The 20,724-nt window shown below is 62.9% G+C and carries 25 protein-coding genes; 11 read left to right on the forward strand and 14 right to left on the reverse strand.

Features of this window, described 5'->3' with window-relative positions:
* The first annotated feature begins 281 nt into the window (after nt 1–281).
* A complete protein-coding gene (locus tag AC07UB_RS01420) occupies nt 282–755 on the forward strand; it encodes a CreA family protein (protein ID WP_492792627.1) in 474 nt (157 codons plus the stop codon).
* A 131-nt stretch (nt 756–886) separates the two neighbouring features.
* Here AC07UB_RS01420 and AC07UB_RS01425 read toward each other — a convergent pair whose 3' ends face one another.
* From AC07UB_RS01425 to AC07UB_RS01445, 5 genes are all read right to left on the reverse strand, one after another.
* Nucleotides 887–1,180: a hypothetical protein gene (locus AC07UB_RS01425; protein ID WP_492789386.1), complete on the reverse strand. Its 294-nt coding sequence runs from the start codon at nt 1,178–1,180 to the stop codon at nt 887–889.
* A 201-nt stretch (nt 1,181–1,381) separates the two neighbouring features.
* Nucleotides 1,382–1,615 (reverse strand): DUF6719 family protein, encoded by a 234-nt coding sequence (locus AC07UB_RS01430; RefSeq protein ID WP_492789385.1) that lies wholly within the window; start codon nt 1,613–1,615, stop codon nt 1,382–1,384.
* 35 nt (nt 1,616–1,650) lie between these two features.
* The gene (locus tag AC07UB_RS01435; protein ID WP_492789384.1) at nt 1,651–1,800 is read right to left on the reverse strand and encodes a hypothetical protein; all 150 of its coding nucleotides are present in this window, start codon (nt 1,798–1,800) and stop codon (nt 1,651–1,653) included.
* A gap of 19 nt (nt 1,801–1,819) precedes the next feature.
* Nucleotides 1,820–2,149 carry a DMT family transporter gene (locus AC07UB_RS01440; RefSeq protein WP_492789383.1) on the reverse strand — a complete coding sequence of 110 codons (330 nt, stop codon included), beginning with the start codon at nt 2,147–2,149 and terminating at the stop codon, nt 1,820–1,822.
* A 486-nt stretch (nt 2,150–2,635) separates the two neighbouring features.
* Nucleotides 2,636–3,085: a winged helix-turn-helix transcriptional regulator gene (locus tag AC07UB_RS01445; protein ID WP_494652398.1), complete on the reverse strand. Its 450-nt coding sequence runs from the start codon at nt 3,083–3,085 to the stop codon at nt 2,636–2,638.
* Nucleotides 3,086–3,167: 82 nt separating this feature from the next.
* On the opposite strand from AC07UB_RS01445, the gene AC07UB_RS01450 reads away from it, so the two are divergent.
* Nucleotides 3,168–3,776, forward strand: coding sequence for an NAD(P)-dependent oxidoreductase (locus tag AC07UB_RS01450; protein ID WP_492789381.1), 609 nt, complete (start codon nt 3,168–3,170; stop codon nt 3,774–3,776).
* Nucleotides 3,777–3,900: 124 nt separating this feature from the next.
* Here AC07UB_RS01450 and AC07UB_RS01455 read toward each other — a convergent pair whose 3' ends face one another.
* Nucleotides 3,901–4,713 carry a class I SAM-dependent methyltransferase gene (locus AC07UB_RS01455; RefSeq protein WP_492789380.1) on the reverse strand — a complete coding sequence of 271 codons (813 nt, stop codon included), beginning with the start codon at nt 4,711–4,713 and terminating at the stop codon, nt 3,901–3,903.
* Nucleotides 4,714–4,900: 187 nt separating this feature from the next.
* Between AC07UB_RS01455 and AC07UB_RS01460 the strand changes: the two genes are divergently transcribed.
* The 5 genes from AC07UB_RS01460 (at nt 4,901) to AC07UB_RS01480 (ending at nt 11,751) form a co-directional block, all read left to right on the forward strand.
* On the forward strand, nt 4,901–6,193 hold the full coding sequence (locus tag AC07UB_RS01460; RefSeq protein ID WP_492789379.1) for an ArgE/DapE family deacylase: 1,293 nt from the start codon (nt 4,901–4,903) through the stop codon (nt 6,191–6,193).
* Between the two features lie 86 nt (nt 6,194–6,279).
* Complete coding sequence (locus AC07UB_RS01465; protein WP_492789378.1) at nt 6,280–6,678, forward strand: PaaI family thioesterase; 399 nt, start codon at nt 6,280–6,282, stop codon at nt 6,676–6,678.
* A 198-nt stretch (nt 6,679–6,876) separates the two neighbouring features.
* Complete coding sequence (locus AC07UB_RS01470; protein ID WP_492789377.1) at nt 6,877–10,068, forward strand: efflux RND transporter permease subunit; 3,192 nt, start codon at nt 6,877–6,879, stop codon at nt 10,066–10,068.
* Nucleotides 10,058–11,257, forward strand: coding sequence for an efflux RND transporter periplasmic adaptor subunit (locus AC07UB_RS01475; RefSeq protein ID WP_492789376.1), 1,200 nt, complete (start codon nt 10,058–10,060; stop codon nt 11,255–11,257). Before AC07UB_RS01470 ends, AC07UB_RS01475 begins: the two co-directional genes overlap by 11 nt.
* Nucleotides 11,258–11,307: 50 nt before the next feature.
* On the forward strand, nt 11,308–11,751 hold the full coding sequence (locus tag AC07UB_RS01480) for an MgtC/SapB family protein (protein ID WP_492789375.1): 444 nt from the start codon (nt 11,308–11,310) through the stop codon (nt 11,749–11,751).
* Between the two features lie 15 nt (nt 11,752–11,766).
* On the opposite strand, the gene AC07UB_RS01485 is transcribed toward AC07UB_RS01480, so the two are convergent.
* On the reverse strand, nt 11,767–12,066 hold the full coding sequence (locus tag AC07UB_RS01485; protein WP_492789374.1) for a hypothetical protein: 300 nt from the start codon (nt 12,064–12,066) through the stop codon (nt 11,767–11,769).
* A 679-nt stretch (nt 12,067–12,745) separates the two neighbouring features.
* On the opposite strand from AC07UB_RS01485, the gene AC07UB_RS01490 reads away from it, so the two are divergent.
* Entirely contained in the window at nt 12,746–12,997 is a 252-nt protein-coding gene (locus tag AC07UB_RS01490; RefSeq protein ID WP_492789373.1) for a hypothetical protein, read from the forward strand.
* A gap of 25 nt (nt 12,998–13,022) precedes the next feature.
* On the opposite strand, the gene AC07UB_RS01495 is transcribed toward AC07UB_RS01490, so the two are convergent.
* The 3 genes from AC07UB_RS01495 to AC07UB_RS01505 all read right to left on the reverse strand — a co-directional run bounded on the left by AC07UB_RS01495 (nt 13,023) and on the right by AC07UB_RS01505 (nt 15,419).
* The gene (locus AC07UB_RS01495) at nt 13,023–13,571 is read right to left on the reverse strand and encodes a cupin domain-containing protein (RefSeq protein WP_492792626.1); all 549 of its coding nucleotides are present in this window, start codon (nt 13,569–13,571) and stop codon (nt 13,023–13,025) included.
* A 190-nt stretch (nt 13,572–13,761) separates the two neighbouring features.
* Nucleotides 13,762–14,955, reverse strand: a complete 1,194-nt coding sequence (locus AC07UB_RS01500; RefSeq protein ID WP_494652396.1) for an ABC transporter substrate-binding protein — start codon at nt 14,953–14,955, stop codon at nt 13,762–13,764.
* 257 nt (nt 14,956–15,212) lie between these two features.
* A complete protein-coding gene (locus tag AC07UB_RS01505) occupies nt 15,213–15,419 on the reverse strand; it encodes a KTSC domain-containing protein (RefSeq protein WP_492789371.1) in 207 nt (68 codons plus the stop codon).
* Nucleotides 15,420–15,530: 111 nt separating this feature from the next.
* On the opposite strand from AC07UB_RS01505, the gene clpS reads away from it, so the two are divergent.
* From clpS to AC07UB_RS01520, 3 genes are all read left to right on the forward strand, one after another.
* Complete coding sequence (gene clpS / locus AC07UB_RS01510; protein ID WP_492789370.1) at nt 15,531–15,848, forward strand: ATP-dependent Clp protease adapter ClpS; 318 nt, start codon at nt 15,531–15,533, stop codon at nt 15,846–15,848.
* Nucleotides 15,849–15,946: 98 nt separating this feature from the next.
* Entirely contained in the window at nt 15,947–17,011 is a 1,065-nt protein-coding gene (locus AC07UB_RS01515) for a carboxylesterase family protein (RefSeq protein ID WP_492789369.1), read from the forward strand.
* A 50-nt stretch (nt 17,012–17,061) separates the two neighbouring features.
* The gene (locus AC07UB_RS01520) at nt 17,062–17,913 is read left to right on the forward strand and encodes a tetratricopeptide repeat protein (protein WP_494652710.1); all 852 of its coding nucleotides are present in this window, start codon (nt 17,062–17,064) and stop codon (nt 17,911–17,913) included.
* Between the two features lie 7 nt (nt 17,914–17,920).
* Here the strand turns inward: AC07UB_RS01520 and AC07UB_RS01525 are convergent, their stop codons facing one another.
* The 4 genes from AC07UB_RS01525 to AC07UB_RS01540 all read right to left on the reverse strand — a co-directional run bounded on the left by AC07UB_RS01525 (nt 17,921) and on the right by AC07UB_RS01540 (nt 20,585).
* Nucleotides 17,921–18,298, reverse strand: a complete 378-nt coding sequence (locus AC07UB_RS01525) for a DoxX family protein (protein ID WP_494652393.1) — start codon at nt 18,296–18,298, stop codon at nt 17,921–17,923.
* A 9-nt stretch (nt 18,299–18,307) separates the two neighbouring features.
* On the reverse strand, nt 18,308–18,625 hold the full coding sequence (locus AC07UB_RS01530) for a hypothetical protein (protein WP_494652391.1): 318 nt from the start codon (nt 18,623–18,625) through the stop codon (nt 18,308–18,310).
* A 232-nt stretch (nt 18,626–18,857) separates the two neighbouring features.
* Nucleotides 18,858–20,021 carry a DUF2778 domain-containing protein gene (locus tag AC07UB_RS01535; protein ID WP_494652390.1) on the reverse strand — a complete coding sequence of 388 codons (1,164 nt, stop codon included), beginning with the start codon at nt 20,019–20,021 and terminating at the stop codon, nt 18,858–18,860.
* Between the two features lie 297 nt (nt 20,022–20,318).
* The gene (locus AC07UB_RS01540) at nt 20,319–20,585 is read right to left on the reverse strand and encodes a hypothetical protein (protein ID WP_494652389.1); all 267 of its coding nucleotides are present in this window, start codon (nt 20,583–20,585) and stop codon (nt 20,319–20,321) included.
* Nucleotides 20,586–20,724: the final 139 nt, after the last annotated feature.

The raw sequence follows: 20,724 nt of genomic DNA on the forward strand, positions 1-20,724 counted from the left end.
CCAATACGTTCACCGGCCGGTCCGGTTCCATACCGCACGCCGTGCGATTCCCGATGCCGAAATGCTAGCCGGATTGCCTTCAGAACCGCTTAACGCCCGGCTCCGGAGGGTCACAATCGCGTGCCTTTCAACGGCCTCCATGCGACCCCACATGAGGGGTTCCTTGGCCGGGGTGCGCGACCCCCATCCGGTTTATGAACATCCTTTGTGGAGCCCCACCGATGCCCTTCCGTCTGACCCGCCCGGCAGCCGCCGCGCTGCTGGCTGCTGTTCTTGCCTGGATGACGGCCACGCCCGTCGTTGCGGCTGATGAGCCGGACCTGATCTTCCGGCGTTCGACCGTGTTCAAGCTCCTCAGCCCGGACGACAAGCTCGCGACATACGGCGTCGACGATCCGGTCGTGGAAGGCGTGGCGTGCCATTTCACCGCGCCTGAAAAGGGCGGTTACAAGGGTTGGCTCGGTCTTGCCGAGGAAGTTTCCGACGTCTCGCTGTCGTGCCGCCAGATCGCGCCAATCCGTTTCAAGAACAAGGCCTCGCAGGGCGAAGACATGTTCCGCCAGCGCCGCTCGCTGTTCTTCAAGAAAATGCAGATCGTGCGCGGCTGTGACGCCAAGCGAAACGTGCTGGTCTACATGGTCTATTCCGACAGGCTGATCGAAGGCTCGCCAAAGAATTCGACGTCCTCGGTGCCGATCATGCCATGGGGCAGCAGTGACACGATCCAGAAATGCAGCGATTTCATTTCCGGCTAGCGCGCTGACTGAAAACGATTCCACAACATAAAGCGTCAACGCGCGCGTTTACGCGCGTCGTTGATGCGTTATGGCTGGCGAACCACAGGCTCCGCGATTTTCCTTGCGGTGACACGCGGAGCCGCTGCGGATCACGCGGCCGATCTGTTCTTGATTGCGCCGATGATGGCGGTCAGCACGGCGCCGGCAACGCCGCCGCCCGCAGCCTGGCCGATGAGCGCGCCGATGTCCGGCGTCGAGGCCGAATTGGCCAGCATTGGAATTAGCATCCCCAGAATCTGGCCCCCGACGCCGCCGCCGATCGCGCCGGCGATCGTGTTTCCAAGCGTTCCGAGATCGATGTTTTTGGCCGCGCCGCCGGCGACGTTTCCGCCAACAGCGCCACCGATGATCTGGATCAGCAAACTAACAAGCATGCCCGACATGATTTTCGCTCCCGGTCCGGTATCAGGTTCCGTCACGTCGGCGCCGGACTCACTCGCCGCGCGCCGTGATTGTAGGAGCACAGCCCGAGCGGTCACGCTGCAAGTGCGAATGCATCCGACGAAAAGCCGGGAGACAAGTCATCGAATTGTCTTGTGCAACGTCGAATCGATGCGGACCAGCGAGACGGATTGTGTGATCGGTTAGCGCTTGCCCTTGCGATCGACGCACTTGCGCACCGACAAAACACCGGTGGAGGTGAGTTGCATGCCGGTGATTTCCTTGATCTGTCCGGCCGGGCAGGAGCCGTCGTCGATATACACGCGCTGGCCGAGCCGCAAGCCAACAACATCCGACTCCCGCGCAACGATGTCGGCTCGGGCCGTGACTGTCAGCGCCACGACTGCAAGCGTGGCGGCCGCGCCACGACGCAACATTCTCCGCAAGCAGGCAGCAGTCATGTCCGTCCGGCTCACTTGTTCTGGATCTTCAGACCGTCGGGACCGACATTGATCTGCAGGCCCTGCGGCTTCTTGTTGTCCTGATAGACCTTGTAGCCGAGAACTCCGACCGCGATGACAAGCGCGCCGACGATTGCGTAAAGGATGTTGCGATTGTCCATGACGGGTCTCTCCAATGTTTCAATGCGAAACGGTCGATGAAAACAGATTGATGGTGCCGACGCCCGCGATGATCAGCGCGAGACCGGCGATGGCGGGGGTGTCGAGTTTCTGGCCGAACCAGACGAGACCGACGAGTGTGATCAGGACGATGCCGAGCCCCGACCAGATCGCGTAGGCGATCCCGACCGGCATCGTGCGCAGGACCAGCGAGAGAAAATAGAACGAGGCTCCGTAACCCAGCGCGGTGAGGATCAGCGGTTTGGGTTTGGTGAATTGCTCGGAGGCCTGAAGCGCGGCCGTGCCGATGACCTCGAGAACGATCGCGCAGATGAGATAAACGTAGGTCATGCTCCAGCGTAATCGGGCAAGCCTGATTCTCATAGGCAGCGATTGCATCGCAAGCTGCGCCGGCACAGGGAACCGTCAGCGTGCGGTCGCCGGATATTTGCGAACGACATGGCGTTTCTCAAGTGCGCGAGACCAGCACTTAATGTTTCGCCACGATCTCCCGCACTTCGGTACAGCACGCCGGGCATTCATAGACGAAGTCGACCCTCGCCAGGTCCCAGTGAGGCTGAACTTCCCTGATCTGCATGGAAAGGCTCTGGCAGCTTGGACACGTTGCCATGGTCGCATGAAGATCGCGAGGCGGTTGGTGATGCTGCGCATAGGCTGGCATGATTGCTCTCCTTGATAACGGGAGCTGATTTTCGCCGGCGCCTTCGCGAGGTGTTGCCGACGATGAATCATTCTATCGCGCACACCGTAAACGCCTCATCAACTCTTGCGAACGCACGCAGAACAACCGCGCAAACTTCGTGTGTGTGACTAAATCTACACAGTGGGGGCCTTCATCCGGTCATACTGTCTTTGCGCCTTCGCGACGTCGGGCAGGTGCTGTTCGGCCCAGATGCGCAAGCTGTCCACGGTCTTGCTCAGCGTGCGTCCCAGCGGCGTGATCGAATACTCCACCGTCACCGGAACGGTCGGTGTCACCTTGCGAGTCACGAGACCGTCGCGTTCCAGACCCTTCAGGGTTTGCGAAGCCATCTTCTGGGTGAGCCCGCCGATCTCGCGGCGCAGTTCATTGAACCGCCACGGCCTGCGGGAGAGCAGGATCAGCAGCAGCACAGTCCATTTGTCGGCGATGCGGTCGAGCACCTGCCGGGTCGGACAATCCTCCGCGTAAGGATCGGCAGGCCATGAGCCGCGCGGGGCCTTCGCTGGCCTTTTCGGAACAGGTTTCGCCGGAGGGACCATGTCTCGCAAAAGTGCCTTCTTCACAGCGGGCTCGCCAAGGGGCATCTGATGTCCATTCGTTAGTTGGTATCCATTCGATACCATGTACAGGACAAGGGATGCAAACATGAAAGTCGCATTGATCGGAGCCACCGGCCGCGCCGGTTCGCCCATTCTCCAGGAACTCGTGCGCCGCGGTCATCAGGTCACGGCCATCGTCCGCAATCCGGACAAGGTTCAGGCACAGGTCAACGTGACGCCAAAGAAGGGCGACGTGTTCGACAGGGACGGTCTCGCCGCGTTGCTCAAGGGACATGACGCCGTCATCAGCGCCGTGCACTTCCTGCAAAGCGATCCGCAGGTGCTGATTGCGGCGGTGAAGGCATCGGGCGTGAGACGTTATCTTGTCGTCGGTGGCGCAGGCAGCCTTGAGGTCGCGCCGGGCGTCACGCTGGTCTCGACGCCGGAGTTTCCTGCCGCCTACAAGGACGAAGCCGCCAAGGGCGGCGAGTTTCTCAGCCTGCTGCGGCAGGAGAAGGATATCGACTGGACGTTTCTCTCGCCGTCGGCGCTGTTCTTTGAAGGGCCGCGCACGGGCACGTTCCGGCTCGGCAAGGACCAGCTTCTGACCAATGAGAAGGGCAGCAGCATCTCGTTCGCGGACTATGCCATCGCGCTCGCCGATGAAGTCGAGAAACCCGCGCATTCGCGTCAGCGATTCACGGTGGGGTACTAGTGTGGTGGTTCGCAAGTCCGCATCGTTTTGCAGCGCAAAGTTTTCGCGGATTTGCGAACCAAAACCGCACTGGAATTATTGTCTGTAATGTCTCGCGATGTGCCGGAACCGGTTATTCCAACACTCAGGCCGCAGCCACGATCACATGCGCCTGAATTTTGGCGGCAACCTCACCGCTACCATGCTTGTGGGCGATCGCGGATGCGGCGCTGTCTGTTGCAGCCTCCAGTTTTCCCGCCTCTCTGGTCTCGATTTCGTTGCGAAGAAGAGTCCCCTGACAATAGGCGACGGCTGGAAGGCGAGGGGAGGGTGCACGGCTTTGTTCGGCTTTCGTCTCGATGACCACGCGGGAGAAACCTGCGTCCTCCAGTTCTCTGCGGATCAGGGCCTTATCATGGTAGCCGTGCGGTGTGCGTGCCAGAAAGCGCGGCGGGTCGTTCGGAAAAATCTGTGCGAGAGCGTTCGTCACATCGTCCGCAAATACATTCTCCTCGATGCGATCCCAGACGCTGAACAAAAAATGTCCTCCGGGCTTCAGGACTCGCTTTGCTTCGCGGTAGGCAACTGAGCGGTCGGGAAAGAACATCGCGCCGAACTGGCAACAGACGAGATCGAAGGCCGCATTGTCAAACGGCAGCGCCAGCGCATCTGCCTGCCGCCATGTGATGCGGCTGTCGGGAGGTTGTTGCGAAGCGGCGTAATCAAGCATCGGCTGGTTGAGGTCGGTGACGATGTAGCTCGCGCCGGGGGGCAGTTTCGGCGCCAGTGCGCGGGTAACGACCCCGGTGCCCGCGGCTATTTCCAGAACGGCGCTCGGCGAGAAGGACGCTGCGCGTTGTGCAAGATCTGCGGCGAACGGTTCGAAAATCAACGGCACCATATAACGGTCGTAGTTTTCCGGGATCGAGCCGGCGAACACCTGGTCGGTTTCCAGCATTGCTATCACCCGCCGTCCGTTTGGTTCTTGCGAGACTAGCATGGAATTGTTCGGTTTGGGCCGTTTCCAGCCGAAAGGCGATCGACCTTTACCTCGCACGTCATCGCGTCCCTTCCAACGGTCCCTTAAATTTGGCTACAGTCGTTGCCAATAACCTGCGCGCAGACGCATGAAGGGACGAAACGCGATGGACGCCAAGACGATCGCCAGCGACACCCGCCGCCGCATTCTCGACGCGGTGGACGATGCCTTCGACCGGCAGCTTGAGACCACCAAGCAGTTCTCGTCCATTCCCTCGACGCGCGGCGCGGAAGGTCCGTGTCAGGACATGATGGGGGATCTGCTGCGCGCGCGGGGCTTTGAGGTCGACGACTGGCGCATCGACACCAACGACCTGAAAGACCTGCGCGGCTTTGGTCCCATCGAACACGATTTCTCCCGCGCGCGCACGGTGGTGGGAACGTATCGCCCGGCGCGCGAGGCGGGACGCTCGCTGATCCTGCAAGGCCATTGCGACGTGGTGCCCGCCGGTCCGCTCGACATGTGGGACACGCCGCCGTTCTCGCCGGCGGTCAGGGACGGCTGGCTGTACGGCCGTGGCGCGGGCGATATGAAATCCGGCACCATGGCCGCGCTGTTCGCGCTGGATGCGCTGCGCGCCGCCGGTTTGAAGCCGACCGCACGGATTCATTTTCAATCCGTCATCGAGGAGGAAAGCACCGGCGTCGGCGCGCTCTCCGCCGTGCAGCGCGGCTATCGCGCCGACTGCTGCTTCATTCCGGAGCCGACCAACGGCAAGCTGGTGCGCTCGCAGGTCGGGGTGATCTGGTTTCGCCTCAAGGTGCGCGGCAAGCCGGCGCATGTGTACGAGGCGGGCGTCGGCGCCAACGCCATCAAGGCGGCATATCATCTGGTTCAGGCGCTTGAAGTACTGGAAGAGGAATGGAACAGACGCGCCGCGGCTGACAAGCATTTCGGCCGCGTGAAGCATCCGATCAACTTCAATCCGGGCATCATCAAGGGCGGTGACTGGGCGTCATCGGTGCCGGCATGGTGTGACATCGACTGCCGCATCGCCGTGCTGCCGGGATGGTCGATTGCGGATCATCAGGCCGAGATCGTCGCCTGCGTCGAGGCGGCTGCGAAGACGCACGCATTTCTGGCGCAGAACCCGCCCGCGGTGGAATGGTCGGGTTTCCTGTCCGAAGGCTATGAACTGACCGGCGGCGAGGACTCCGAGGCTGTTCTGCGCGATGCCTATGAGACGGTCTATGGCGGCGCGATGAAGGAGCTGGCGTTCACGGCGCTGACCGACACGCGGTTCTACGGACTTAACGCCGGGATTCCGTCGCTGTGTTTCGGCGCCAATGCGGAAGCGATGCACGGTTTCAACGAGCGGGTGGAAATCGAGTCGCTGCGCAAGACCACGCGCGCGATCGCGCTGTTCGTAGCGGGATGGTGCGGCGTGGAAGCCGCGTGATCCGCAGGACCGGCGTTCATCCGTTACTTTAACGTCGTGATCCGGCGCATTCGCTCATCTTTTGCATTAACCCGAGGAGCAACAACGTGACCTTGCTTGAACTGATCCAGTCGCGGCCGATGCCGCTGGCCGTCCTGATGGGCGTCACCTTCACCGAGGCGGAAAAGGACAAGGTGGTGGCGACCATGGTGGTGCGTGAAGACCTCTGCACCCTCGGCCACTCGGTTCACGGCGGCGCGGTGATGGCCTTTGCCGATTCCGTCGGCGCCGCGGCCACCATCATCAACCTGCCTGCGGACGCCAAGGGCACCACCACGATCGAGAGCAAGACCAACTTCACGGGGGCCGCGAAAGCGGGCAGCACCATCCGGGCGACCGCAACCCCGGTCCATCTCGGGCGGCGCACCCAGGTGTGGCAGACCCGGCTCGAGACCGGGGAGGGCCGGCTGGTCGCTATTGTGACGCAGACCCAGATGATCCTGTGACCGCCTCTTCATCCTAAATGTTAACGGCCGAATCCCCGAAAACCGGCTGATTTTGGCGTCCGAACAAGCGACTGTGAGGATTGCGGCGTTGCGCAATCCCGCCGGATTCGGGTAGATCAGCGCCCTAGATAAAAAGCGTCGAAGAACAGGTCTTTCCTGCGGGTCCAATGCTGTGCCCGTTGACCGAGAAACGTCGAAATGAACGCGCTCGTCCGAATTGCCCTGAGCCGCCCCTATACCTTCGTGGTGCTGGCGCTTCTTCTTCTGATCGTGGGGCCGCTCGCGGCGCTGCGGACGCCGACCGATATTTTCCCCGAAATCCGCATCCCCGTGATCGGCGTGGTCTGGTCCTATACCGGCCTGCCGCCGGACCAGATGTCGGGCCGCATCGTCACGCCGTTCCAGCGCGCGCTGACGACGACCGTCAACGACATCGAGCACATCGTTGCCAATTCCTACAACGGAACGGGCGTCATCAAGATCTTCTTCCAGCCCAATGTCGACATCCGCACTGCCAACGCGCAGGTCACCGCGATCTCGCAGACCATGCTCCGGCAGCTGCCGCCGGGCTCCACGCCGCCGCTGATCCTGAACTACAACGCTTCCACGGTGCCGATCATCCAGCTTGCGCTGGCAGGTGAGGGACTGACCGAACAGAACCTGTTCGACTTCGCCACCAACCAGTTGCGCACGCCGCTGGTCACTGTGCCCGGAGCCGCGATCCCGTGGCCCTACGGCGGCAAGCAACGCCAGATCCAGATCGATCTCAATCCGAGTGCGATGCAGGCGCTTGGCCTGTCGGGGGCGGACGTCGCCAACGCCCTTGCCGCGCAAAACCTGATCACGCCGGTCGGCACCCAGAAGATCGGCAACTTCGAATACAACATCCGGCTCAACAACTCGCCGCTGAAGATCGAGGAACTGGGCGATCTGCCGATCAAGGTGGTCAACGGGGCGACCGTCTATATCCGCGACGTGGCCACGGTGCGCGACGGCAACCCGCCGCAGACCAACATCGTTCATGTCGACGGCAACCGCTCCGTGCTGATGATGGTGCTGAAAGCCGGCGCGACATCGACGCTCGACATCATCTCGGGCGTCAAACAGAAGATCATCGATATCAAGGATACGATGCCTGACTCGCTCAAGGTGTCGTTCATCGGCGACCAGTCGATTTTCGTGCGCGGCGCGATCAAGGGCGTGGCGTTCGAGGGCATCCTGGCCGCGGCGCTGACGAGCGTCATGATCCTGCTGTTTCTGGGAAGCTGGCGCTCGACCGTCATCATCGCGGTGTCGATCCCGCTGTCGGTGCTCGGCGCGATCATATGCCTGGCGGCGATCGGCGAGACGCTCAACATCATGACGCTCGGCGGGCTTGCGCTCGCAGTCGGTATTCTGGTCGACGATGCCACGGTGACGATTGAGAACATCAATTGGCATCTGGAGCAGGGCAAGGAGGTCGAGGAATCGATTCTCGATGGCGCGCGGCAGATCGTGACGCCGGCCTTCGTATCGCTGCTGTGTATCTGCATCGTGTTCGTGCCGATGTTCTTCCTGACCGGCGTGTCGCGCTTCCTGTTCGTGCCGATGGCGCTCTCGGTGATGTTCGCGATGGCCTGGTCGTTCATCCTGTCGCGCACGCTGGTGCCGACGATGGCGAAGTACCTGCTGCATAAGCACGCCCATGACGAGCACGGCAATGCCGCGGAGAAGCCGCGCACCCGCAATCCGCTTGTGATGTTCCAGCGCGGTTTCGAGGCGCGGTTCGAGAAGTTCAGGGCGGGCTATCACGGCCTGCTCGAAATGGCGCTTGGCCGCCGCCCGCTGTTCGTCACGGGCTTCCTCGCCTTCGTCGCGCTGTCGTTCCTGCTGGTGCCGTTTCTCGGCCGGAACTTCTTCCCGTCGGTCGATACCGGCCAGATCCTGATCCATGTCCGCAATCAGGTCGGCACTCGCGTCGAGGAGACCGCGAACCGGCTGGCGGAAATCCAGAAGACCATCCGGCGGATCATTCCGCCGGAGCAGATCGAGACCATGGCTGACAATATCGGGATGCCGAACAGCAGCATCAACATGACCTACAACAACACCGGCGTGATCGGTCCGCAGGACGGCGACATCCAGATCAAGCTCAGGGAAGATCACAAGCCGACCGACGAGTATGTGCGCGAGCTGCGCGAGAAACTGCCGCGCGAATTTCCGGGCATTTCGTTCGCGTTCCTGCCGGCCGACATCGTCAGCCAGATCCTGAATTTCGGCGCGCCGGCGCCGATTGACATTCAGGTGCGCGGCGCCAACGGCGATGCGAATTTCAAGTACGCCACTGACCTCCTGCGGCGCGTGAGGCTCGTGTCAGGTATCGCGGATGCGCGGATCCAGCAGTCGCCGAACAATCCCGGCTTCAATGTCGATGTTGACCGCACCCGCGCGCAATATGTCGGGCTGACGGCGCGCGACGTCACCAACAGCATGGTCGTCAATCTCGCCGGCAGTTCGCAGGTCGCGCCGACGTTCTATCTCAATCCGGACAACGGCGTGTCGTATTCCATCGTGATGCAGACTCCGCAGTACAAGATCGACTCGCTGAACAAGCTCGAAGCGCTGCCGATTTCCGCCGCCGGCATGGCGAACTCGCCGATGCTGGGCGGCATCGCGGACATCAAGCGCTCCGCGTCCAGCGCGGTGGTCTCGCAATACGACATTCAGACCATGGTTCAGATCTACGCGACGCCGCAGGGCCGCGATCTCGGCGCGGTGGCGAAGGACATCAACAAGATCATCGCGGACACCGCGAAGGACGTTCCAAAGGGCAGCACCGTCGTCCTGCTCGGTCAGGTCGAGACCATGAACAGTGCGTTCGCGGGCCTGCTGTTCGGTCTGCTCGGCGCGATCGTGCTGATCTATCTGCTGATCGTTGTGAACTTCCAGTCATGGTCCGATCCGTTCGTGATAGTATCTGCGCTGCCCGCCGCGCTGGCCGGCATCGTCTGGATCCTGTTTGCAACCCACACCACGCTGTCGGTGCCCGCGTTGACGGGTGCGATCATGTGCATGGGCGTCGCCACCGCCAACAGCGTGCTGGTGATTTCTTTCGCCCGTGAGCGTTACGAGGAACTCGGCGATCCGGTCGCGGCCGCGCTCGACGCCGGTTTCGTCCGGTTCCGTCCGGTGCTGATGACGGCGCTGGCCATGATCATCGGCATGACGCCGATGGCGCTGGGCATGGGCGAGGGCGGCGAGCAGAATGCGCCGCTCGGACGCGCCGTGGTCGGCGGACTTGTTTTCGCGACGTTCGCCACATTGATGTTCGTGCCCGTGGTGTTCAGTATGGTTCACAAGAAGATGCCCGCAAAACCTGCGACGGCACCGGAGATCGTTCATGCGACCTGATCAAGCCCCGCCGGTGTCGCCGCGCAAGATACGGCTGTACGGAACCGTTGCCATCGGTGTGCTCACGGCAGTGGTCGTCACCGGCATCATCACGCGCTCGAACGGCGACGTGAAACTGCGCGAGTGGACCGACGCACAGGCGGTGCCGTCCGTTGCGGTGGCGCTGCCGGGCACCAAGCCGCTCGACGCCACGCTCGAACTGCCGGGCCGGCTAGAGGCCTATTCGCGCGCGCCGATCTATGCGCGCGTCAGCGGCTACCTCAAAACATGGAACGTGGACATCGGCGCGAAGGTCACGGCAGGGCAGTTGCTCGCCGAGATCGAAGCGCCGGACCTCGACCAGCAATTGCTTCAGGCCCGCGCCGACCTCACCAACGCGCAGGCGGCGGCCAAGCTCTCCGGTGCGACACTGGCGCGGCGCAAGACGCTGCTCGCCTCCAACTTCGTGTCGCAGCAGGAAATCGACGAACGCTCCGCGGATCTCGCCAGCAAGGAAGCGCAGGTCAATTCGATGCAGGCCAACGTCGCGCGTCTGGTGGCGTTGGCCAGCTACAAGAATGTCACGGCACCGTTCGACGGCGTCGTCACCGAGCGCAACACCGATGTCGGCGCGCTGATCAACGGCGGCACCGGCGCCGGTGCTGCGATGTTCGTCGTGTCCGATGTCAAGAAGCTGCGGCTCTACGTCAACGTGCCGCAAAGCTATCTGCCCGGAATCCGGATGGGCGCGAAAGCGATTGTCACCGTGCCGGAGTATGCCGGCCGTACGTTCCCGGCGACCATCGAAGCGTCGGCGCAGTCGATCGATATTTCCTCCGGCACCACGCGGATGCAGCTCGCCATCGAGAACACCAACAACGAGCTGCGCCCCGGCGCGTTCGCCAACGTCAAGCTGGCTTTGACGCGGGACGTTCAGCCGCTTTCCATCCCGGCGAGCGCGCTGATCTTCAACAACAGCGGGCTTCGCGTCGCCACCGTCAGCGCCGGCGACAAGGTGATGTTCAAGACAGTGACCATCGCGCGCGATCTCGGCCGCGACATCGAGATCGCGACCGGCCTTGCGGCGGATGACCGCGTGATCGTGACGCCGCTTGACGGCATCGCGGAGGGCGATCAGGTTCGCATCGCGGGCTCGGGCAAGGACGGCACGCCCCGGACAAGCTCGAACAGCACCACCAAGACCGAGTAGCCGCCTTCGACGGTCGGCGGCTACGACGCCTGACCCTCGGAGAGTTCCCCATGCAAGCGCTTCTGGAAGCCACCGGCAGTTTCCGGATCGGCCCGCATTTGATCGCGCTTGCGGTGGCTTATATCTTGGCGCTGCCGATCGGATGGAACCGGGAGAAGGAAGAACGCAGCGCCGGCCTGCGCACGTTTCCGCTGGTGGCGCTCGCGACCTGCGGCATCGTGCAGGCGACCGAGCATATCCTTGAAGGCCATCCCGAAGGCACCGCCCGGATCATCGAAGGGTTGATGACCGGCATGGGCTTCATCGGCGGTGGCGCGATCCTGAAAACAGAGAACTCCGTGCGCGGCACCGCGACTGCCGCCAGCCTTTGGGCGACCGGCGCAACCGGCGCCGCCGTCGGCCTCGGCTCCTACGACGTGGCCGTGGTCATTTCGCTGTTCACGTTTCTGACGCTCTGGCTGCTTGCGCCCTTCAAGCAGGAAGCGAAGAAATAAGCCGGGCCACGGGAGTTACCGGTGTCCACCAACCCGTCCTGGAAAGCCTGGATGGTGAGTGCTTTCCCCCGGCAGTCCGCTCGCCGTCGCGCCGGTTCCGATAATTCCTGCCGTTGATGTGTTTGGCGCGCCGGGCTGATTGATGCCGCTGGTATTGTTTCCGCTCGGCATCGGAGCCAACAGGGCCGGGGGCGTTGCCGGGGACACGCTAGCCGAACCGGCCGCGTCCTGCGCGAGTGCGACTGTTGAGATCGTCAGCACGGTGACGGCGGCCGATGTGGCCGCGAGCGCTGTCAGAATGAATTTGCGTGGCATGAGAGCCTCCTTCGTTTGGCGAAGGCTCAACCGGCTGCTGCCGGGCGTTGTTCAGGAACATCGGCGTGAGGCGATTACAATTTAGACAGGAAGCGCAATGTCGGCGGAAAGCCTGAACAGGTGGACCTGAGAAAAACGGCCCCCGAAATTCGGGGGCCTTTTGCTGCCTGTCTTAGCGTTTCGGACTGCCGACAGGAGCCGGGTAGCCAGGATTGCTGGTGCTGTCGCCCGGCAGGCCGCTGGGGGATGCCCCGGTGCCGATCGACCCCGGCGTCGAGGTGTTCGGCACACCGGGCTGGTTGACGCCGCCGGTATTGCTGCCGGTTGTTGCGGGCGGGGTGGCGACCGGGGGCGGCGTTGCCGGCGAAACGCCCGGGGTGCCGGCAGCCGAACCGCCCGGCGAGGAAGGCGGGCGGCTTGGGCCATCGCTACCGTCGCGGATGCAGCGACCGAGGCTGCCACCAAAGTTGTCAGGAGAAGTTTGTGTCGCATGAGGATCTCCGTTGAGGTGGCCCAACACACCGGGGCGTTTACCGTTCCGGAAAATTGCTGTGATGCCGCCGCAAGGCTCGTGCTACAGGCTCGTGCCACGAAAATAATCAGGCTGCCGCCGATCCCGTCTTGGAACGTTCACGGAAATGGCGCATTATGATTTTTGCCGGTTTGGGAAACGAGTGTCATGCGTACCGTCTTCGCCGTCGCGTTGCTGTGTTTTGCCTCCGCGCCTTGTCTGGCGCAGGACGCGACCCCGACCTTTCTGAAAAGAGAACCGTATTTCCTGCCGCCGTCATCGGTCGTGTTCGTCGATAACGGCACCTGCGGCGTGGGCAAGGTGCTCAAGATCACCGGCGCTCTCGGCGCCATCCGCCGCAAGAAAGTCTGCGTGGCGATGGGACGGGAAGAAGCCTCGCGGACCTTCGCTACGCCCTGACGCGCCCCTCGGCCCCGCCTTTACTTCACGTCCTTTTCCATAGCTCGACCAGCGGACCGTCCGGTCCGTAAACCGGATCGGTCTCGGGCAGGGCCACCCGCGGTATCCTGCGCAGGGCGAGCCGGTGGTTTTCGGGCGTCGGGCGGGTGATTTCCATCTCCGGTCCTGGCGGGTAGGCACCGACAACCAGGAAATCTTCGCTCGCCCACAGGCACTGATGACCGGTGCCCGCCGGCAGAATGGCGACATCGCCCTTCCGGATCTCGAATTCCTGGCCTTGATCGCCGCCGAAGCGCACGTTCGCGCGCCCTCGTGCGACCGCAAGCACCTCATGCACGGTCGCGTGGTAGTGGAGATAGCCGAAAATACCGTTGCGCCACATCTGCCCCCAGCCGTTCGCGGCGAACAGCTTTTCAATGGTTTCTTCCGGCTGGCCATTCAGCGCGATGGCGCCCTTGTAGAGCAGGAACGGCAGCGGATTGTTCGGCACCAGCCCGTCATCGGCGAAGACGAACGACACCGGCCTAACCTTGTAGGTCGCCGTGGCGGGGTCCGAATAATAGGGCGCAGTCATGCCAATCGATTCCACGTTTTCCATGTCGATCACGGGAGATTGCCGGTGGCGGTGCCGCGCGGCGGGGATATCGATACAACGCGTCATGACAAGCCGCGTTCCAGCTTGGGCGATTGCGGCGAGGGCATAAAAAATCGAGGCGTCGCGGAACCCGCGACGCCTCGATGGCCGTTAAGGGCAGAACGGGAGATCAGTCCGCCTTCACGACGCCGCCGAACTGTTCCCAGCTCTTGCCGTTCCAGCGCTGCATCTGCATCTGGGTGTAGGCCTGATTGACTGCGGGAGTGGTGTTGACATTGATGCCGGGCAGCGCGGTCGGCAGCGCGAAGTCCTTGAAGCTCTTGCTTTGCGCCACGATGTTCTCGCGCGACAGATCCTTGCCGCTCTGCTTGATGAGTTGCTCGAGGATCATGCCCTGCTGATAGCCGTACAGGTAGTTCTGGTCGGACAGATCCGCGCCCGGCAGATACTTGTTGAAGAACGCGACGAAGTCATTCACGCCCTTGTCGTCCTTCCACTTCGGATCGGTCGCATCCTTCTGGAAGCCGGCCGTCACCACGCCTGTCACCTTGTCGAGGCCGACAGGCACGAACGTGTTGCCGATCGAGGCGGCAACGAAGTTGATCAGGGTGAGGGGCTTCCATCCCAGCTCGTTCATCTTGCGCAGGGCCTGCGCGCCGAACTTCGGCGTACCGGCAATCAGAAGTGCGTCCGGTGCTGCGGCTCTCAGGTTGACGACCTGCGAGTCGACGGTGGGATCGGCAACTTCGTAAGCGATGGCCACGACCTTTGCCGCGTAGTCGTCCTTGTAGACGGCCTTCATCGCAGCGACGAAATCCTTGCCGAGATCGTCGTTCTGATAAAGGATTCCGACCTTCGAGTTCGGCACCTGCGCGCGGAAATACTTCGCGTAGATCTTCCCTTCGGTATCGTAGCTCGGCAGCGCCGTGGTGGTCAGCGGATACTCCTTGCCGTCGGTGAACTTGGTCGCTCCGGTCGTGATGAAGGCGGAGGGGATCTTCTTGCCGGTGAGATACTTGATGGTCGCGGAGTTCGACGGGGTTCCCAACTGGCCGAACATGAAGGCGACCTCGTCGCTCTCGATCAGCTTGCGGGTGTGTTCGACCGCCTTCGGCGGGCTGTAGGCATCGTCATAGGTGATGAGGTTGATCTTGCGGCCGTTGACGCCGCCGCGATCATTGACCTGATTGATGTAGGCGATGAGACCCTTGCCGGAATTGCCAAGGGATGAGGCCGGTCCGCTGAATGGGAAGGTCGCCCCGACCTTGATTTCCGTGGCCGTGACGCCCGGCGCGTCCCCGGCGAGCGCGGAAGCCGTCATCGCCAGCGACGCCGCAACCGTGATGAGCAATTTCTTCGACATGTGGTCTCCTCCTGCCGTTCCCCGAATGGCCGTTTCGCGTGAATCGCCAACTGGCTCTTAGTTCGATTTTAGAACTTCTAATTAGCCGAGATGGAAACGAGCGCAAGTGAAAAAATTCGATGGTTTATGAGCTCGTTAGCCGAAATGGACAGCCGCAGTTGCGGCTTGCGCGTTTAAAGTATTGTTTTTGAACTTTAATTCTGGTGGCGACGGACGCCCGACGGCAAGATGCCGCGGCGTCAGGGCGGCGCGTGAATTCAGCGATCTTCGGTGAATTCGTAGCGGTCGCGGATCAGTGCGTTGAAGAACGCGCCCTGCGAGGCGGCCCGGCAGAACTGGTAATAGACCTCGCCGGGCACACCGGAATAGCTGTAGCGCCGCCCGCTCGTGAAAGTGACGTGAAGCTCGCGCGTGGACGCGTTATAATCGATGCGCGAAATAACGCTTGATCCGGTCTGCGGCATGGGCCCTCGATGCCTCGTTCCATCGGATATGGGGACGGGCGGCGGCGATGCCAGCAAGAGACCGGAGAGATTTGCAACCAGAGACCTGACGCGATTTCGGAAGAGATTTCGATGAGCCCGACCACCGTCAAACCGAAAACCACGACGCAAACGAAGACGAAGCCCAAGCTGCAGCGTCCGCCGCTCTACAAGGTGATCCTGCTCAACGACGACTACACGCCGCGCGAGTTCGTCGTGACGGTGTTGAAAGCGGTGTTCCGCATGGGCGAGGAAACCGCGAGCCGCGTCATGCTGACGGCACACCAAAAAGGGGCCTGCGTCATCGCGGTCTACACGCGCGATGTCGCCGAGACCAAGGCCAAGGAAGCAACCGAACTCGGCAAGGCCAAGGGTTACCCGCTGTTCTTCACGACGGAGCCGGAGGAATAGGGCGCTTCATCTGGTGGAGACGAAATCCAGGGGACGTCATAACTGCCAGTCCGGCGGATCGTCTTGCCAGCGCTGCGCCGGGCATTACCCTGCGCGCCATGACATCAGACCCCGCGACTATCCTGCCGCCGCTGTTCGCCTGCCTCGAGACGCTCAGTCTCATTGCGCGTCATTTGGATCCGCCCGAGTTCGGCTCCGTGATGGCGGCGGTCGGCACGCCTGACGCGGCGCTGCGCGCGGCCTATTCGGATTTCAAGCCATCAAATGCGTCGGATGTCGTCGGCACCCGGCTCATTGCCGCCAGCGACGAAGCGCTGTCCGCGTTCAGGGAGTTGCGTGAAGCCGCCGGGCAGGGCGACATCCGCGCGGTCTTTAAGGCCTTGCGTCATGCGCCGCGCGCGCAGGAAGCGCTCTATCCGCTCGCGGCAATAATCCCGGCGGTGAACGCCTTCTTTCTCGATCCGTCGTTGCGTAGCGATGCCGATGCGCTCGCGCGCGCCATGCAGCCTGCGCGCGACAACGAGACTGGCGTCATGCATGTCGACAACGAACCGCGCACACGCGGCGGCTACTCGCTCTATGTTCCTGAAAATTACACGCCGGACCGCGCGTGGCCACTGGTGGTGGCGTTGCATGGCGGTAGCGGTCATGGCCGTGGCTTCCTGTGGAGCTGGCTGCGCGATGCGCGCTCGTTCGGTGCGATCCTCGTCGCGCCGACGTCGCGCGGGAATTCTCTCGGCAGCACGTGGGCGCTGATGGGCGACGACAACGACACGCCGAACCTCGCGCGCATCGTCGCGACGGTTCGTGAGTGTTGGAATGTCGATCCGGCGCGGCTGCTGCTCACTGGCATGAGCGACGGCGGCACGTTCTGCTATGTCAGCGCGCTCGACGGCGGATCGCCGTTCACGCATCTGGCGCCGGTGTCGGCGACGTTTCACCCGATGCTGATTGCAACGGCCGACGCCGAGCGGCTCCGGGCACTGCCGATCCATCTCGTGCACGGCGCACTGGATTGGATGTTTCCGGTGGAGGTGGCGCGGCAGGCGCAGAAGGCGCTGACGGCGGCGGGCGCGAACGTGACCTATCGGGAGATCGACGATCTCAGCCACACCTATCCGCGCGAGATCAACGCGCCGCTGCTGGAATGGCTGAAGGCGTAGCCGCGCAGGCGATTGCGCGATATAAAAGGCTCATGAAGAAACCTGTCACGATGAAGCCCGCGCGCATTCCGGTTGCCTATATTTTCGGCATCGCGACCTTGACGTTTTTGGCCGCGCCCCATGCCCCGGCGCACGCGCAATCCGCCGATCTCGTGCTGTGCGACCGGCTCGCCGCCGATCCCGCCGATCCGGATAAACCGGCGGACGCGAAGGGCGTGACCAGCATCGGAGCGGGCGACGTCGCGACCGCGATCAAGTTTTGCAAGCAGGCGTCAGGTTCGTCGCGCCGCGCGATGTATCAGCTCGGCCGCGCCTATGCCGCCAACCAGCAGAACGGTGAAGCCATCGCGGCCTGGCGCAAGGCCAGCGACAAGGGCAGCACGTCGGCGATGGTCGAACTCGGCGTGGCTTACGCGACCGGCGCGGGTGTCGCCAAAGATGAGGCTGCGGCCGGCAAGCTGTTCGAGCGCGCCGCGCAGGGCGGCAATCCGCGCGGCGTCAGCAATCTCGCGGCCCTGTCCGGCAAAGGCGGCGCCGCTGCGCCCGCCGACGCGGCCCGTTCGCGCAGCCTGCTGGCGAAAGCAGCCGAGACCAATGCCGAGGCGCAGTATCAGCTTGGCATCATGCTGGCGGATGGCGTCGGCGGTCCGAAGGATGATGCAGGCGCGCGCGGCCTGTTCGAGAAGGCGGCGGCGCAGGATCATCCCGGCGCGCTGGAGCGCATGGGTTATTTCGCGCAAAGCGGACGCGGCGGCGCGCAGGATTCAAGTGCTGCGAAAACCTACTACGAGAAAGCCGCAGCACTGGGCAACGACGATGCCAAGGTGGCGCTCAAGCGCGCGGAATGCCCCTACGTCATCAAGGACAAGTCCGGCAAGGTCGTCACCAACCTGTGCTTCTGAAGCCGCGTTACAGCGCCTGTGATGCCGTGACCAGAAGGCCGCCGATGATGGCCATGTTGGAGAGCCAGACATTGATCGTGTTCTGCCGCGCGGGATCTTCCATGCCCCAGAAGTTCAGCAGCAGGAACGATGCCACAATCGTGAAGACAACCAGCCCGAACGCCGCCGCCGGCACCCATAGCCCCGCCATCAGCAGCACGCCGCCGACGAACTGAAACGACGAACCTGCCAGCAGCACGAGGCGCGGAAACGGCACACCGCGTGCCGCGATGACCTGCGTCAGCACCGGGATCAGGAACAGGTGCCGCACGCCGGCATAGACGAACAGGCCGCCGAGCAACAGGCGGCCGACAACGAGCAGGGCATAGGCGGGATCGAACGACATACGGTGGGTTCAGCCCGTCCGGCGCGCGCCGTCGACCGCAAAGCCGGTTCTGCTGTCCGGCCCGCGATGCCGCGACAGCTTGTCGGGATCGGGATTGAAGCTGAAGATTTCGAGGCTGCGCAAATGCGTCGAGGCGCGCGAGACGAACACCGGCGTGTCGCCCGCAATCGCCCGGATGGTTTCCGCGCCGCAGCCCGAGCACTGATAGGTGAACTCGAGCCGCGTCATTGCCCATCGCACGTCCTGCACCTCCATGAGGTGACGCGCGCAGCCCGGACACACGATCACGGCCGGCTTGGCATCCCGGAGCGGCACGTTCGCGAGCATCTGAACTCTCCTTCGAGGCGGAAGGAACGGATCACGGCCCGCCGCGAAACGGCGAGGCCATGAGGAGAATTCAATGTATCGCCGGGTGGGGACAGATCGTGGCGGGCCGGGGAGAAATGCACAGGAAAATGCCGGAAAACCCCGGTTTTTCGGGCTTATCAACAGCTACGAGCGAAGCGTTTTCGAGCGAAGTTGGCGCCGGTTCGCGTGAAGAAAACGCGCGTCAAAAAAGCTAATCCAGCTTGGCGACCACGACCAGCCGCCGGATTTCGTTGTTCTTGTAGGCCCGGACGAACGCATCGTAGTCCTTGAACGACACGCAGCCGTTGGAATCGCCGCGCGGGCCGAGCAGGTAGCTATGGGCAAGAAGCCCGGTTCGTCCGTGGATATTCTCGGGCCCGCCGACCGGATGAAGCCGGATCGCTTCCACGCCATGGAACAGGCTTTCGCGCATCGCGAGGTCATAGGTATGGGGCGGTGTTGCGCCCTGCATGCGGACGTGAACGTAGCGCGGATCGTCCATTTTGCTACCGAGGCCGGAATGCGCTTCGAGCTTGGTGCCGTTCGGCAGGTAAACCGTGCGCGCGGAAATATCGTAGACGGCGGTTTGCTTGTCGAAGCGCCCGGGGGTCAGGCTGCTGCCGTCGCTGGTGATGCCGCCGTCGGGCGACGCGAAGGCGAGCGTCGGACCTTTCTCCTGCCGGCCGAACAGCTTTTCAAAGATGGTGAGTTTCGGCTGGGCGATGGCCGCGAGCGCCGCGGCCTTGTTGGCGTGGGCGATCTCGCCGCGCGATGGGCCTTCGGGCATGGCGCGCAGCGAGGCCGGGCGCGGCGTTGGCAACGGAATGGCAAGCGATGCCTGCTGAATCTTCGGCAACGGCAATTGCGCGTCGCGCGTCTCGGGCGCAGGCGGCACATCGGTTTCGGGTTGGGTGGCAGGCTCGGGCAGCGCTTCAGGCGCGAGCGACGCCACGGTGTATGTCTGTTGCGGCTGCGCGACCGGGAGCCTGTCGGCCTTGGCCAGCACCGGCTTCGATGCGGGCCAATCGTCCGACCGCGATACGAAGCGCTCGTTGAACGACAGCGGCGGCGCGCTCACGGAAGGCGCGACCGGTGCAGGCGTGTCCCGCGATTGAGTTCCCAGCGACGACGTGACGTCGAGGTCGGCGACCGAAGTGGCGAGTGCGGCCTTCGCGCCGGGGATGAAAACCACTTGCGGCAGTTCGACCGCCATCGACTGGACGCCGGGGCCGAGCACATTGATGTAGAGCGTCCAGGCGCAGGCCAGTGCCACGGCTGCGAGACCCGCGCCGCCGATCACCGCCTGCGGCGTGAGCTTTCGCGGAGGCTGTTCGTTCCAGGCGGTCGAAACCCGATACGCGGTATTGTACGCCATTACGCCTTACGCCCAGAATTTTTCACGCACACACACTCCCGCGCACGATGACTGGCGCGCAGGCCGCACGTTTGACGCACGAGCCTGCGTTCGGACTCTCACGGACCGGTGAGTTCCCCAGAATGCATCTCGCAAACATGCGGAGCGCCATTAAGGCGAATGTTCGTTAAATGCGGATTAAATCCGGGAAGATGTGAGGCAGCGCAAACCCATGTGCGCGTGACACAATCCGGACTCAATTTGCCGGGGGCGAATGGAACCCTGCGATGCCGCCGGTTTCAGACCGGCGCGCTGTGTTCAGCGAAAGAACGAGGGCAGCATCGCGTGCAGCCAGACATACGGATCGCCGATCAGTCCGAACGCCCAAAGCAACACGGCGACGGCATAGGCGACGAACAGCGCGCGCACCAGCAACGACAGCCAGAAGCCGCCGGGATTCTCGCGGCGGTCGATATTCCAGCCGCGCCTGTTCTCGACAATCCCGGTCTGGAAACTTTTCCAGATCGAGAACGCGGACCACAGGCCGATGGCTTCGAAAAGGGCCGCGCGCAGGAAAGGGGACATGACTGGAATCTTTTGCAGGGAATCTTTGGCGAGAGTCTTGGACGGGACGCGTTGGCAGACTCGTTCGGTCCGCTGTTGATTGGTGTCCGATGTGGGATAGGTTCGAGCGCGGACGCCGAAGAGCCCGCGCCGGTCAGGG

Source organism: Afipia sp. GW821-FHT04G03 (assembly GCF_059419985.1).